The organism is Achromobacter sp. GbtcB20, assembly GCF_019091095.1.
GTDB classification, from domain to species: Bacteria; Pseudomonadota; Gammaproteobacteria; order Burkholderiales; family Burkholderiaceae_B; genus Achromobacter; species Achromobacter mucicolens.
This window is the reverse complement of record NZ_JAGXJZ010000019.1, coordinates 17365-31924: the sequence shown is the minus strand read 5'-3', so window position 1 is coordinate 31924 and position 14560 is coordinate 17365. Positions and strand designations below refer to the sequence as shown.

Below are 14560 nucleotides of genomic sequence, written 5' to 3'. Positions count from 1 at the left end.
GGCCTCTAGGGTCGATCGCTCATCGTCTCGGCGTTTGAGTGGGACTGCGCCTGGGCTTCTTGCTGGTAGATCCGTTCCTCGTCCATCCACGCCCCGAGGGCCGGGTTTGGACGGACGCAGAACTTTGCGCGGGACAGCGCCACGTACAGAAGGTTGATCTCCTGCTCGTCTTCGGGAGTCACCTCGTTTGCCTGGTAGGCCGTCAGCGCCCGCTCGAACGACTTGTCAAAGTCGTCGCACAGCTCCACTTGAGGAAACTCCAGGCCCTTAGAACCGTGCCCCGTGCCGAGCCCGATGGCAGCGCGCTCCAAGGTCTCGGAGACCTGAGAGTCAATGCGCTCCACGAGGTCAGGAATGCGATGTCGATACTTTTCCACCAGCGCGTGCAGAATTTTGGCGTCAGGATCACCTGTGCTGTCTGCGTACTGCCGCAGCTCGTCCCAGCTGAGATAGCCACGGAAGAACTCGTCGTTGACCTCTCGCACTCGACCTTCCCAAAGCGCGTAGGCGTCCAACAGCATGTGCACGCGGTACTTGCCGATACCGCCGACCCAGTAGATCGGGGTGTTCTTGGACTCCACATGGGCCACGGCCATCTCGAAGAGCTTGGCATTCGTGCGCGCCAGGTAGGTGGTGGACTCCTTGTCACTCCAGGGCCGATCTTGGCCACAACCCACCACACGTGCGGTTTCATGAGGCTTGAACGCTGCCAAGATCAGATTGACCTTTTCAGCCGTCTCGGGCCCAAAGCGCCAGGTTTCCGACAACGTATGTACCGATGCATCCGCCGGCAGATGGTTGAAGATGTTGTAGGCGCCGCGGAACTTGTAGATGGATTGGTGCTCGTCGCCGATGATCAGCAGCTTTGAACCGTACTCGCGCTGCTGCAGGACAAGCGCGGCCATCAGCGGGTTGGCGTCTTGCGCCTCTTCAAAGATGATGCGGTCGAACCCGAGGTTCGGGCGGCCCAGAATGAAGCGCTTCAGGTAACCGTCGTGGGGAATGCGGCAGCTGCCCTGCGGGTTTTTCATGTCCTCCCAAAGCACATTCGCCTTCTGGGCGCATTCCCGCAAACGTGCAATGCTCACCTTAGGATCAGCCGCCACGGCGCGGGCGCTGTGCAAGTCCAGGTCAATCACGGGGGCGGTGTCAGCAAAGAACTCTTGAAACAGGCGCCCAATCACCGCCACCTCATTCCAGCTCGGCCTTTTCCCGGTCAGAGACTGCAGGTCATCGGTAATCGTCCGCGCATTCCAGTACTTCGGCACACGGGCCCTCGTGCGAGGATCCAGCCCGAGGTAGGCGATTGAGTGGCCCGTTCGGCAATCAACGTTCCGCGGAAAGCGCATCTTCGCTTCATCAGCGTTGGCCTTCGCGAAGCAGACGTACAGAAACTTGTCGTTCGGCCTGGCCTCCGCAAAGCCAATCGAAGTTGTCGTCTTCCCGCTGCCGGACAGCGCCATCGCAGCCACGACTTCAGCGTCGTCCTCGATCACACCTTTCTGAGAAACGGTGGGGATAGGACGGGTGTTCACAGGACGACGCGGTGCTGCGGGGGCGGTCGGCCGCGAGCCTGCCGGCGCCGCCACGCGCTCAGTTCGGGGGCGCGCTGGCGCTTGGTGTACAGCTGCGCCGGCTGGCGGCAGCGCGCGCGGTCGGTGCGCCGTCTGCACCCGCTGATTGCCCTGTCGTGGAGCGAAATCAGCGTTGACAGGCCCCACCCCAGGCACCACAAATTGGAAGCGAGGCCGGGCCGCAGCGGGCGTCTCCTGCTCCGCCGGCATCAGTTCCGCCGCGTCGAGTTCTCGGGGCAACTCATCAGTCCGCAGAATGGCCATGGATCGAATTCCGTTCACATATTTGTATGAGCGGTAAGTCTATTTCATTCTTCGAAACCGCTAACCGGCTAAGTGCAGCTGCGTGGCGACTGCAGGGCGGGCTCGCGCCCCCAGTGGCGACCAGCGTGTGCGGTTTCGCGCGCACTAAAGGACTCCGCTTCGCCTGAGTCCGAGCAACGCCGAAAGCTTTGGGTCGATACCACAGCCCTAGGCTGATACCTAACCCCCCTTGCCCCACGGGACGCAGTCACCCTGCTCCTGCCACAAGAAGAGGCTCGAGACGTCATCTCGGATCTGTCCGCTGCCTTGGACAACGTCCTGCTGCACCACGGGGAAACCATGCCACCTGGGGATGCGGTAGCCCGCCGGCAGCTTGTCGAACGAGCTGAAGCCTTACTCTCTCGATAGCACCTGACCTATGGCCGGGTTACTCTCCGCCCCTAACGGGTAATACTCGCCTCGTCGCGGGGAACCGGCACTCAGCGCCCCGCTGCGGGACGACGCGCCGGCGCGATCGCGCCACCACCACTGTCATCATGAATCGGACTGCGGCGGCCCGCCGGCCTGCCCTCGTAAAACCATCCACTCCGAAAGGCCTGGGCGAACACGCCCCCAATTCTTGGTGAGCAGATTGCGGTGGCTGGCATCACCGTGGGCCGCGCTACCCGCCCTTGTTGAAGCGACGGCGCCAGGAGAATGGGTAGTCCACCATTAGTCGAATCTGCATTCTTCTGATGCAAGCTAGGCGCGCCTGCTCACTTGCTTGCGCCGCTTCGCGGATGCCCTGACGGGTTAGAGCTGGTGAAACAGCTGCAGTATGCGCACCGCGCGGGGCGCGGGATAATTCGTCGAGCTCGCTGGCGTCCACCGGCTGAGGCGGACATTTCAACACCGCCTTCGCCGCCTCTGCATGGCTCCGATCAACTTCACCGCGGCAACCTGGCGCCATTCCTGGGAGAGCGCTCATCGCACGCCGTGGTCCCGCGCCCCAACTCAAGCTCGGACACATGCTCCGAGAGTCGGCTTGCGCTGGCATGAGCCTCGCGCGCCGCACTCGCCTTCTGCGAGCCAATGCCAGGTGGTGCGCGATCTCCATACCTCGAATATGGTGGTAGCGGTCTGGCGTTGGCAGAGGCACTCGCTGCGCTTGAGCGGCCATAGGCTCGGATACTTTCGGGCCGCCGACGCCGAAAGCGTCACGTGCCGTGCCAACACAGGCTCGCCCACTTCAAGGACATACCTGCGCCGTTTTGTGATCATGAAACCGCCCCCAGGAGCGTTCTCGAGCAGGGACATGTCCAACTTTTAGAAGAACCCGTTGTCTGTGGGCTCACCCTGGGTGAATGCGGGCGAAGGCGGGGCTTCCTGCACTCGCTCGACCTCGGCCGAACGCTCGTTGGGGCGAACGACGCCCGGGCGAGCCTTTCCAATAGGCCCGTAGTAGGAGGACGCCTTCCTCGGGGAGTTGCCCATCTCTACAGCAGCGGCCTTCAACCCATTGCGCTTCTTCCTGTCCGCCCCGAACTGCCCTCTTCCCGCATAGAAGGTTATCGTGATGCCGAGATCCCGGCATACCTCATACCTCTTGCGATCCATTGCCTCATAGAAGGCATGGTAGCCGCCAGCTTGCGCGCAGCCGCGCGCCACATACCCGAGGAACAGGTCAACCCACAAACGCTCCTCTGGATCGATATGCACAACGCGCTCACGTGGCACGTTCGCGGGAGGAGCTGCTCCAGCCATAGATGGGAGGGTTTGCGGCGCTTGGCGCCGCTTTGCTCTTGTCACCTTCAACTCTAGGGAGCCTGGCGCAGTCCACTCGGCTCTAGGCCATTCACTTGGACGCAGGCCCGCAGCCTGAAATGCCCGAATCGCCACTGTCACTACGGAAGCGGGATCCAGTCGATCTCCCTTGCGGGGCCGCGCCTGCAGAGCCAGTCGCTGCGTCAACAGCCGCAAATGCGATGGCAGAATATGGCGCCGCCTGGTAGACGCGGCAGCATAGAGGCGCTGGGTTGTGCCCGGCCGCACGCCCTTAAATCCATCCCTGGGCGACAACGCTTCTAGGCGCGAATCCGCCGCAAGAGCCTCGGGCGAGCCGTCTCTGGCGAAGTAGTCCCGCAGGGCGGCACGCCGAATCATCCACGTTCCGGGTCGAATCCCGGGGGCGTGGTGCACGAGCCAGTCTACAAGCGCGTGGAAATATCCCGGCCTGGACGGGGCCGCCCCCGTGTGGGCTACACCACGTTGAATACGAGTCAAGGCGCGCGCATACGCCTCGGTCGTAGACGGCATAAGCGTGCGCGCGGCCGAAAGTGCGGATCCTTCCAGGGCGCTGCCGGCCAGGAGCGCTGGCGCCACTGGAACGTGGTCACCCGCGGGCACCGACGCCCCGATGGTGTGCTCGTCCTGGGGGCAAGACGCCTCAAGGGTGCGGTCGACCGGGGGCGCAGGCGCCCGAAGGATGTGGCCGGCCGGGAGCGCTGACGACCCAAGGGAATGGCCGGGCGCGGGCGCTGACGCCCCAGGGATGTGGTTGACCGTAGGCGCTGACGACCCAAGGGCGCGATCGGCCGCAGGCGCTGGCGGCTTAAGCGCGGCGCTTTCACGGGCGTGTACGCCGCCATCGGACTCATATGGGGCCGTGGCCGGTTGGAGGCCGGAGCTGCTGACGTCAAAAGCCCCTGGCTTACCTTTTTCCATCAGACGCCCCGCAGAAAAGCAGCGATCACGTCGGAACTGGGCCAGGGGTGCGCCGGCGCGAATCCAATCCCTGCGGTGAATGCGACCTTGTGCGGGCTTTTCGCGCGCGGGGACGCGCCAGAGCAAAGACCCCCGATCGCGCGGTCGATCCAGAGGAGGAATGCGATAGCACCGGTCGCGCCGAGCGCGGACCCGACCATAAGAGACCAAGCAGCGCTAGCCGTATGCACGGCCTGCGTGGCGTCGCCGCGGGTGAATCCGCCGTCCAGCGCGCTCATACGGGCTCTAAACGCGTCGAACGGCGGTACTACACGGTGCTGAATCCGACCCATACCAAACCCTTCCGGCGCGGATGCGTAGGGGGCGCATCCGCGCCACAGCGGGTGCACTGGGGGCGCATTCGTTCGATGCGGAGAGGCCAACGCGGTCAAGGGCACGGGGGCGCGTAAACCTGCGGGTGACCCCGTTGCCGGCGAATGCGCGGCAGGACGCACCGGGGCCTGCGTACAGAGTCGCGCGGGAGGAATGCGGGCGAGAGCCGCTGCCAAAGGGGAGGATGCCACGTTGGGAGCGCGCACGTGGGGTGAATGCGAACGGGAGCGTGCAGAAATGTGCGTGCTTTCGAGCGAGAGCGGATTCTTCCCCATTAGTGGGATGGGATTTTTTCGGAGTAATGAGACGTGGGGCAAGAATTCACCTCGGAAACAGCCATTCGAACCAACACAGCCCGGCTGCAAGTTCGCGATTTCTGGCCATTATCTGCGTTTTGCGCCGACCGCCTGGCGCAAATGGCACACGATTTTCGACCGTAAGTGTTGCGCTCCAAGAGAGGTGACTTTCGCCGCCCGCGATGGAAATTCACCGGATTTCCCCTAACGCAATGATTTGCCAGATGAATTTTTGTGGGAAAAATCGCCGGAGAGGCGGCAGCGCGCGCAGAAGCCGAAATGTTGGTTATCGGAGGAAATTTCGCGATTGAAAGTGAATGGCATTGACTGTCACTAAACTCGAGCTTCCGCCGGGCGCCTAGATCTAAATGCGGGTGAATGTCATTGGGAGGCAATAGTGCGATCTCGCCATAGGAAAAGGCCCCCGCGAAACACTGCCGACAAGAAGGCGGTCCCTGTAAGTTCTCACCTTCGAGGGCGAATCAGAGGGCATCAGAGGTCCCCGTAATCACTCACCCAAAGAAGCACGGTTCCGCGATTCGTTGTCTCGAGCCGAGCGCAACGAAGCGAACATGTTCCTTTTTTTATTCATGCACCATGCTCCATCTGCGTCGCTATCCAAGCCCACCGCAGCTCATTCTCCGCAGCAATGATCTTCTGACCCGCCCCCACTGCTGACTCGCTGGTTGCTCGACCATGTCCTAGCAGTCCGGGGGAGCAGCACCGAGTCAACAAGGGGAGAAACGCGCAACCGCTTTACCTGGCTCCCACGTTTTGCGCACGTGCACGAACAGGTCTGGCGCGCCACTTGAACTGAAGGTACGCCGCGTCGATACCGCGTCGTGGATCGGCGCGAAGCGCACAGCCTCGAGAGACAAGCAGTAGATGGCGATTCTTCGCATGGCAGTCGGCATTGCGCACGGTTGGCCAAGAGACAAACTACGCGTCACTTCGTAGCAGGCTGACGACCGGTTCTGATGCCCGAGGGCCACAAAATTCGTGGACAGTAAAACTTATTGTGGCCCCCGGGCCACAAATAACCTGTGCGATCTAACGGGCGATATGGATTAAGCGCCAGGGGATTGGCGAAGCTCGCGGAGCTCTTCGAGGACCTGGGTTAGCACCGTTTGCTCCCCTCTCGAGAGCCATCGCTATAGGCAAGAACCAGCAAAGTGACGGGATGAACGTTCAAAACCTCGCAAATATCTCCCAATTTGCTAAGGGTGGGACTTTTCAGATCCCGTTCCAGCACGCTCAGATAGGTCCTGCTCGAGACGTCAGAAAAGGCTTCCTGGCTTAAGCCGCGGGCTTTCCTGACCGTTCTCAATGCTGCCGCAAGAGAGTGCTTTGCTGCCACTGCAAGGTTCCTTTAGAAAACCGCATAGCAACGCATCGCGCTCTATTGAGCTACAAACTATAAGGTTCATTTCAAATGTTTACGGTTTGCGTCCTTTTATTGTACTTTGCAGCCCGGAATTCACCGAACAACCAGGTCCCATGACTTCTCTTTCTAATAATGCGTCCTCCCCTTCGGCTCCTCAGTCCCAGCTGGTGAACACACGGCCCCCGCCGGGACGGGGAGGCACTATCGCCGGATTTCGTTGCGCCGGTATGTCTGCCAACACCTTGCTCAGCTCCGGCGCCGCTGTGAATGGTTGGGTGCGCGTCCCCGCCGTCTTACTGCAATTGATGGATCATTGGGACACAGCCTGCTACCAGGCGGCGACGGCCACTCTCCTTCCGGTCGACCGTCAGTACTGGCAGGAACGGCTGCTGGCGTTCCGGCAGGTGTGTCACCGCTTAGAAGCGAGGTACAGCAACGGGATTAGCAGCTCCGCCTCAGACACCGCGCACGGAAGCAACGGCTGGGCATACGCCCCACTTGAACTTGTCGACATGCTCGAGGACTTGGACACAGCGTGCGTTTTGGCAGCGGCTGCAGAGCAGGCGGCCGACCAGCGCCACAGTTGGGAAGAGCGCATCGAGACACAGCGTTCCGCGCGCGTGCTGCTGGATAGCGCGACTCCGTCACACTCCGTACCACTGGTCCCGCGTTAAAAATTCGATCGCTCAACGCGACGCTCGAACCGAAATTTCACCTGCACCAGAACAAGAACAGAAGATCACTAGGATGTGGCCAGGGTTCGGCCTTGGAGCGTCGCGGCGCGCTCGTGCGAACTAATACTGGCACTTTCGGCTGTGCGACGAAATTGACTTGAATTCTGACGGTTCCGAGCGGCCTTTCGATCGAGTTCGTGCGCGCAGCGAAGAACCAAATGGACTTCTGCCAAGATCAGTGCTAAACCATTGAATCTCGCTAATATTCGGTGCCAAAACAATGAATGCGTCCCCCGGATTGCCCGTTGAGACGAAGAAGCGGCTTGAGCTATTCGCCGGACGGCTCCGCGCGGCGCGCAAAGCGCGTGGATGGACTCAGGAACGCTTGGCCACCGCAGCAAGCGTTGGTATCTCCACGATACGGGCCATCGAACACGGAGAGGCCACCACTTCCATCGGAAGCTACCTCGCAGTCCTTTGGGCGCTAGATCTGGACAGCGGCATCGACCAGCTCGTGCCCGCAGATGTCGCCGCAAACGTTGGCTCTCCGCCGATCGACACTGCCTTCTAAGGACTCGCGTGATGACTCGCCAAATTTATGTTTGGACCTATCTTCCTGGCCTCTCTGAGCCAGTGGTAGCCGGCGCGTTCAAACATACCGAAATCACGTCGACGAACGGCCGGGGCGATTTTGTCTATGGCGATTCGTATTTGGCACGGCCAAACGCCGTGGCCCTTTGCCCCTCCGTGCCCTTGGGACGGACAGTGTTCTCGACCACAGCGAATCGCGGCTACTTCGGTTTTTTGCTTGATGCGGGCCCGGACTCGTGGGGACGCGCGCTCATTGACCGACTGTATGGCGCCCAAGATCAATTGGGCTATCTCCGGCTATCTCAAGGTGGAGTTAGGACTGGAGCGCTCCTATTTAGCGACTCCCCGACGAGTGTCAATTCCACCGCCTGGCTAGCTTCAATCAGCGATCTGGAGGACATTCAGCAGGCCGCAAGGGCCGTGGAGCTGGGCAAAGAGCTTCCGCGTGACGCCGAGCAACTGCTCCGCCCTGGGCTTTCCCTGGGAGGCGCACGGCCCAAATGTTCAGTCCTCGCCGACGGTCGAATCTGGATTGCCAAGTTCCCCTCCACGAAAGACTCGCCAGAGCTACCGGAGATCGCGCGCCAAGAACACGCGATGTACCTGCTAGCTCGTCGAGCCGGCATTGAAGTACCCAACTGCCAACTGATCGAGATTGGCGGACGTGCGGTATTCCTCACGGAGCGATTCGACGTCGACGTCCTCCCTAGTGGCGAATTCGGCAGACTGCGCTACGCGTCCGCGCGCAGCGCACTTGAAGTGCGCGATCTACCCCCGTCGCCTCACAGAAGCTATCCAAGCCTCGCCCGCCGCATGACCGTATGGAGCGAAGATCCCGCGGCAGACATCCGTCAACTGTTCCGACGCCTGGTATTCAATATCGCCACCTCAAACACGGACGACCATGAGCTGAATCACGGCTTTGTGGATGGTCCGGATGTGTTCAACGTTGACACCCTACGCCTCTCTCCGGCCTTCGACCTGGTGCCGTCTGTGATTACCACTGAACGGATGTATCAGGGCATGCTCGTTGGCGACGAAGGTGCACTTTCCACTTTCAACAATGCAGTTAGCTCAGCAGCGTTGTTCCGACTGAGACCAAACCAAGCATGGGACATCGTCGAGGAAATCAGCCAGGTAGTGGCCGACCACTGGCAGGCCACGCTCAAGGAATCGGGCATCGATGGGCAGGATGTGCACAAGTTGGAACGTGCGTTTACGCGGCATTCTGTCGTCGACAGTGAACTGCCCGCCCCTTTGCCGGCGCCACAAGAGCGCCCCAGGTAATCGGGGTGGCGGCCTAGCGCGGCATAACATACCGCCCGGCCGAGTGAAAGAAAAGCCGGTTAGCTAAGCCCAGATAGAAGCTTTGGGAGGAGCAACGCGACCTGTAGGATGGAAGCTAGCAAGAGAGAAATTTCTCTTGGCATAAGAGCAGTAACGTCTGCGCTCCCCGCTACCACTACCCACCCGATTCGCCTAATGATCAAAACAATCTTCAACAACTTCTGTTACATTCGAGCAGCTAAGCCTAAGGAAAGCACTATGAACGCAAAGCGGACCACCGGGTTTCATGACCTGGTTTACTTCATCGCACGACCGACGGTAGTTATCTTTGCCGTCATCGTGGCGTTCGGCGGTGGATACCTCTTCCAAAGCAAGGCTTTCGTGCAGCTCATTCTCGTGCCGGTCGGCATCTGCGTGGCCATAGCGTTGCTGGACATAATAATAGTCATAGCCACCCGCCTGATGGGGTTCGTGATTAATCCCAACTATCGCCGCCGCGTGATGCAGACTATTGCCGATACGTGGCGAGGAGACCGCCCTTGACCAACGCCAATCATCTAGACCCAAATTAACAACCCGCCAAATTTGGCGGGTTGTTTTTTTTCGCCGGTAGCTATGCCCGTCCGACTCCGATGCCAGGAACTCCGGACCATCGGACCGTGGTCTGCGCAAGCATCTCAATCTTGTTGTCCATTTCTCGGCCGAAACGAGCTTCCATCGCTGACCCAATCCAGCCCAGAGAGCGGTCAGGAATTTCATAGACCATGTTGTAGATCCCCTGAATCATGACCATCATGCCGATCATGAACAACACAACCACTCCAATGATCGTCGCAATACCGGTCACGGAGTTGCCTTGCACGTTGGCCAGCGCAGCGGCGAAGAGCTGGAGAAACAATGTCGCAATCATGATGGACATTGCATTCGCTATATAAAAGCTGACTACCATCAGGGTGGGCCGCAACAGCACATTGGGCAGGTGCGTATACCCGCGTTCCGTCCGCGCACCCATGCCATCGCCCTCCCCTGAGAGGTGAGCAAACGCCATGAGTTGGCCTGCCACAAGTCCTTCCACTACGATGCAGAAGTAGCCCACCAGGCCAGTCATCCACGTCAAGAACGGCACAAATGGGATGTATATGGCAAGAATGGCCCCCACGATAAACATCGCGATTGCAAGCTTCTCCAGAATCCGCAAAGTGTCCGACCCGAACATTTTTAGAGCTGTAGGTCCAAAGCCGCTGGTTGCCTTCGAAGCAGCCGCCACCGCAGCGCTAGCCGCCTTTCCGGGTCCGGGGAGATCCTTCGCCTTGGAGGCCACATACGCGACCTGCGGAAGCATCATCAACCAATCACCTACGTTCTTGGAAGCAATAATTGGATTCACGAGACCGTTGCCACCGGTGTTCGCAGCGATCCCGTCGATCATTCTCAACGCTATCGCTTGGCCCATTGAGCAGTTTCCAGTTTCCGTCTGCCATGAATCGAAAAAGCACTCTGACGCCGGCGCCGCGGTCTCGCGCCGCGTGGAAAGGGCCACAAGAGCATCTCGCACCTGGTCAGTTTGCGGCACATCCGCAAGGCCAACAGAGCTCAGCATCCGCTGCCCGATTCCTCGTAATTGGTCTCCAATTTCCCCCAGCCCAAACCCTACTCGACTTCCAGGGGCGACCACGCTGACGCTATAGACGTTCGCAGCATCAACGATCGCTGCATTTGCCTCCGCGATAGTTGAGTTCCAAGCACCAAGAACCGCCCATCCATCGCGCTTTATCTTGTCGGATGCTTCCTTGCGAATTGCGCTCTGCTTAGGGATTAGCGGCTCAATAAACTCGTAAACCAGGCGGACTCCGGCGCGCGCCTTCGACAACTGCGCCGTCGGCCATTCCGGCATGGGCGTGCCATTTTGCAATGCCATTTGATAGCCACGAAACCAACCGATGGCAATCGGGTCGACCAGCGCGTTAAGACCTCGAAGCTGGCCGACCATCGCCTGTCGGCCGGCCTTTGCGATCGCATCATAGTCAACTGAGGCGACTCGATACGAGAGAGCACCCTGCAGGCCTGATCCGGACCTCGCGTTGTCGCCCAGGAAGCCCGCCAAATTTACGCCCCCGCAGAGGTGCTCTCCATAAATTTGATTCGTCCGCGCGCCTTCCTTCGAGTCAAGCTTGTCAATCAGCAGATTGGTGGTGTTGTAGCCCGATGGATTGTCATACGCGCGATTCGCCAGAACGCAAACCTTAGAGACGAACAGAGCATCGGCCACGTCCGCTGAGAGCACACCGGATCCCAACGGATTCACCATCCCTTCCGACTGAACTAGGGGAGCATAATTTGCGGCGGCATCTATAGATGCATGCAAAGACATGTTCGCTGCTCCGATCCCGAGCAAGGTGAACCACATGAACAACGCCTGGGCGGCCGAAAACCCGCCGAAGACCGGCAGCATTCCGGCTACGCCCACAGTTGTTCGAACCGGAAGCCACGCCGAAGACATTTTCTGGCCAAGCACTCGTCCCTCATGGGCTGAGGTAAGAATGCCGGCCAATATGTTGTATGTGAACCAGACAATGCCGAGGCCCATGATCACCAAGTTCGAGATCAAGAAGACGTGGCCGAGTAGGGAATCCGGCGTTCCCACCTCAAGGAATGGATTCTCCGCAAATTGGCCGAAGACCATTCGCAAAACTTCGTAGCTCTTATCGGTTTCTCGCCCGATCGCCTGCTCCAGTTCGTCGGAGGTAGGCGGCCTCTGCTGGGCGAGCGCGGCCTGCGTCAAAAGGGAGCACACCACCAACAGCAGAGCGACGAACGACCTTTGCACATGGCGAGCCTTAAAAATTCTCATGCCCATCAATTCTCCCCTTCTCTCTGACGCATCCTGGATGCCTCTTGCTCAGACGCAAGCTGGACTTCGCTTTGCGCGACGGCCTGCTCCGCTGCTGGGCGGTTCTTAAGACCTTGAATTTGCCTTCTGCTCAGGTCGCGAAGTTGTTTGACGCTTACATGGACGTCCAGTAGCGCCTGCAATGCCTTTGCCTTTACGTGGGCGACTGGCAACGCGGCGACGACAGACAATACGTCTCTCAACCTCGACAAATCCTCATCGACGTTTTGCCTCAGCTTCTGTTGGCGTGCGCGCTCCTCAGGATGCTCTTCATTGCGATCACGCAGCCAATCCGCCAGATTTCGATGAGCCGTGTCGAGCTCCGCGGTTCGAGATAGGAGCCTTCGTACCAAATCTGTCCGCGCAAGCGCCTCAGTGTCCCCACGCAAGGCTGCGTAGCTGAGCTCGACTTGGCGAAGGAGCCGATCCGGCCTAGCCGATATCAGGGCGGCCAGGCGCCCTGGAATCGCTTCTCGCATCGATGTGGAATGTCCCGTTGCTTGCACTTCCATCACTCCACTGCGGTAGCGGCGTCCTTGGACTGCTCCCGCATACCATCCATGATTTCGCGCATCTCAACTCGTGCCATGGAGTTGTAGATCTGACCAAGCAACATATTTGTCTTACGCGCCTCTTGGAGCGTCTTCACTTCCACATCGGCCCTAGCCAGACTTATCAAGGTCGCCTCTCGCGCTATCACTGCAGCGTCAAACTGACTCGCGAAGTCCAATTGCCAAGCTGGGTTGAGGTAGCGACGCTCGACTTCCAAGTGTTCGAGTTCCTCAACGGAGATACCTGTGCTGGCCCATTTCGGGACACTCGATTGGAGATACGCGGCAACCCACGCGCCCGTCACGGGGTCAGCGGTGAGCTGCTGCAGCATCGGTATGGTCTCCTTGTCGGGCGAGCGCGCGCCGATGTAGTCGCGGGTCGGTTTGCCACCCATCGAAATCCGCGCGTCGAAAGTGGTTTTGAGCGCCAGATAACCTTTTCCCGCCCGGGTCTTCAAATCGAGCTTTTGCGGATCCTCGATCTGCTGAGGCTTCTCCAGGTGGTACACGAAGGAATTGAGGGCGTCGACTTCCTTCTTCGATGTCCCCAATGTCCGTTGGTGCCTGAAGCCCTGTGCATCTCGCGCGGCTTGCGGTCCATCGAAAAGTGTTTCGGCGCGAACATCCGCCTGAATGAACCCGGTTAGGTTACCTGCGGCCCAGCCGGCGGCTTTGCACCACAGCTCGCGAAGCGGGTTCCCCGCACCGTATGTCTCACATGCACCCTGCGCAGTGTCTTCAATCTGTCTGTTCGTCGAAGGCGCCGCTTCCAGACCATTTCCGCGGTCGATCGCTTTGGCCATTGCCGTGCTGACCGTCGAATTGCCAGTCATCCGAACAGGTGCGCCACCACCGCCGTACTGCGCCCCCGAACCCGCCGCGCTAGACCCTGCGCCGCCAGACTTCGACCTTGCTGTGACCGAACATCCGTTGGCCTGTTCCAACGCGGCATCCCGGCGGGCACGCTCAAGCTCCACCTGCGTTTGCCGATTGGTTTGTGAGTCCAGCTCCGACCCTTTCGAAATCGCGTTTGTGAGGGCCTCCGTTTGCGAGCCGGTGGATTTGTATATCGCGTCGACGGTCGCGTCTCTTGCGTTCTGAATTGCCTGAACTACAGACTGAAGCTGCTGCTGAATCTGCTGTACCCCTTGGTAGATCATCGGCGAATAGCTATCCGCGACGTATCCGCCCCCCGAGGCAGCAGCAGTGCTGAACGTCAATGCGAGCGCAGCCACAAGGGCGTTGCGCCGCCACTTTGGGGCGAGTGGCCCCTGCGTAATTCTCATCATCATCAGTCCTTTATCGAAGTATGCAGACGGTCCTTTAAGACCGGCGACATCGCGATTTGGTACCAGCTTCGCGGGCCCGCATGCGACTTGTTTGTACGGTCCTTCAACGGCGCCCCCCCATAGCGTTCGACAGTGCGTCGTAGATGCCATCCATCGAACCACTCGATTGCGATGCCGAAGAAGCGCTGCTGTTCGACTGCTGACTCACCGACCCGAGCGAGGACTGCATTCTGCTGTTGGGGAAGGTGGGGTTCGTGCCCACGGGCGGGCTCGTAGGCGGGGTATAGACCGGGGGCGTTCGTCCAGGCAGCTGGCCGCCGGCATTTCCAGCAACACTTTCCCATGAGGGAAAGCTTGGCAATCGCCCTTGCTTAGCCTCGCGCGTCATGCGGCAGGCTTCCTGATTTAGACTTTTGACGACTCCACTCAGGTCGATATTTTGCCCTCCGATGTTGATGGAGTTGCCCACGACCTCCGCAAAGTCGACCATGCATTCAAGCATTCGCTTTCCAGAGTTCGAGATGTCCTGGTCCACCGTGTCGATCTGCCGGTCACTTTGTTGGCGCCGCTTCTCGATAGCTTCGTCCAAGGCGGGGTCGCAGGCCTGGGTAGCCGCGTGTGCGCCGAACTGCGCTAAGAGCAAGACCAACGCTGTGGCGCGCCGAGCCCCGATAAATCTCTTCAC

10 protein-coding genes and 1 pseudogene are annotated in these 14560 nt (G+C 59.8%); 3 read left to right on the top strand and 8 right to left on the bottom strand.

Going from position 1 to position 14560, the window contains the following annotated elements; all coding sequences use genetic code 11:
• Window positions 1–5 precede the first annotated feature (5 nt).
• The 4 genes and pseudogenes from KVT32_RS21430 to KVT32_RS21415 form a co-directional block, all read right to left on the bottom strand.
• On the bottom strand, window positions 6–1838 hold the full coding sequence (locus tag KVT32_RS21430; RefSeq protein ID WP_227741423.1) for a UvrD-helicase domain-containing protein: 1833 nt from the start codon (window positions 1836–1838) through the stop codon (window positions 6–8).
• A 1305-nt stretch (window positions 1839–3143) separates the two neighbouring features.
• Window positions 3144–3536 carry a hypothetical protein gene (locus KVT32_RS21425; RefSeq protein WP_193725394.1) on the bottom strand — a complete coding sequence of 131 codons (393 nt, stop codon included), beginning with the start codon at window positions 3534–3536 and terminating at the stop codon, window positions 3144–3146.
• A gap of 1004 nt (window positions 3537–4540) precedes the next feature.
• Window positions 4541–4819: a hypothetical protein gene (locus tag KVT32_RS32170; protein ID WP_227741422.1), complete on the bottom strand. Its 279-nt coding sequence runs from the start codon at window positions 4817–4819 to the stop codon at window positions 4541–4543.
• 1457 nt (window positions 4820–6276) lie between these two features.
• Window positions 6277–6566, bottom strand: a pseudogene (locus tag KVT32_RS21415) (helix-turn-helix domain-containing protein).
• A gap of 981 nt (window positions 6567–7547) precedes the next feature.
• Here KVT32_RS21415 and KVT32_RS21410 point away from each other — a divergent pair.
• The 3 genes from KVT32_RS21410 (at window position 7548) to KVT32_RS21400 (ending at window position 9688) form a co-directional block, all read left to right on the top strand.
• Entirely contained in the window at window positions 7548–7838 is a 291-nt protein-coding gene (locus KVT32_RS21410; RefSeq protein WP_227741421.1) for a helix-turn-helix domain-containing protein, read from the top strand.
• 11 nt (window positions 7839–7849) lie between these two features.
• Complete coding sequence (locus KVT32_RS21405; protein WP_152385727.1) at window positions 7850–9145, top strand: type II toxin-antitoxin system HipA family toxin; 1296 nt, start codon at window positions 7850–7852, stop codon at window positions 9143–9145.
• Between the two features lie 195 nt (window positions 9146–9340).
• The gene (locus KVT32_RS21400) at window positions 9341–9688 is read left to right on the top strand and encodes a hypothetical protein (RefSeq protein WP_227741420.1); all 348 of its coding nucleotides are present in this window, start codon (window positions 9341–9343) and stop codon (window positions 9686–9688) included.
• 70 nt (window positions 9689–9758) lie between these two features.
• On the opposite strand, the gene KVT32_RS21395 is transcribed toward KVT32_RS21400, so the two are convergent.
• The 4 genes from KVT32_RS21395 to KVT32_RS21380 form a co-directional block, all read right to left on the bottom strand.
• The gene (locus KVT32_RS21395) at window positions 9759–12002 is read right to left on the bottom strand and encodes a DotA/TraY family protein (RefSeq protein WP_254636975.1); all 2244 of its coding nucleotides are present in this window, start codon (window positions 12000–12002) and stop codon (window positions 9759–9761) included.
• Window positions 12002–12547, bottom strand: a complete 546-nt coding sequence (locus KVT32_RS21390) for a hypothetical protein (RefSeq protein ID WP_227741418.1) — start codon at window positions 12545–12547, stop codon at window positions 12002–12004. Before KVT32_RS21390 ends, KVT32_RS21395 begins: the two co-directional genes overlap by 1 nt.
• Window positions 12547–13878: a hypothetical protein gene (locus KVT32_RS21385; protein WP_227741417.1), complete on the bottom strand. Its 1332-nt coding sequence runs from the start codon at window positions 13876–13878 to the stop codon at window positions 12547–12549. Before KVT32_RS21385 ends, KVT32_RS21390 begins: the two co-directional genes overlap by 1 nt.
• Window positions 13879–13978: 100 nt before the next feature.
• Entirely contained in the window at window positions 13979–14560 is a 582-nt protein-coding gene (locus tag KVT32_RS21380) for a hypothetical protein (protein WP_371825607.1), read from the bottom strand.

What these genes read in the sequence shown, in the direction of transcription:
- KVT32_RS21430 (WP_227741423.1), bottom strand. Translation starts at nt 1,838, where the DNA reads ATGGCCATTCTGCGGACTGATGAGTTGCCCCGAGAACTCGACGCGGCG.
- KVT32_RS32170 (WP_227741422.1), bottom strand. Translation starts at nt 4,819, where the DNA reads ATGAGCGCGCTGGACGGCGGATTCACCCGCGGCGACGCCACGCAGGCC.
- KVT32_RS21410 (WP_227741421.1), top strand. Translation starts at nt 7,548, where the DNA reads ATGAATGCGTCCCCCGGATTGCCCGTTGAGACGAAGAAGCGGCTTGAG.
- KVT32_RS21405 (WP_152385727.1), top strand. Translation starts at nt 7,850, where the DNA reads ATGACTCGCCAAATTTATGTTTGGACCTATCTTCCTGGCCTCTCTGAG.
- KVT32_RS21400 (WP_227741420.1), top strand. Translation starts at nt 9,341, where the DNA reads ATGATCAAAACAATCTTCAACAACTTCTGTTACATTCGAGCAGCTAAG.
- KVT32_RS21395 (WP_254636975.1), bottom strand. Translation starts at nt 12,002, where the DNA reads ATGGGCATGAGAATTTTTAAGGCTCGCCATGTGCAAAGGTCGTTCGTC.
- KVT32_RS21390 (WP_227741418.1), bottom strand. Translation starts at nt 12,547, where the DNA reads ATGGAAGTGCAAGCAACGGGACATTCCACATCGATGCGAGAAGCGATT.
- KVT32_RS21385 (WP_227741417.1), bottom strand. Translation starts at nt 13,878, where the DNA reads ATGATGATGAGAATTACGCAGGGGCCACTCGCCCCAAAGTGGCGGCGC.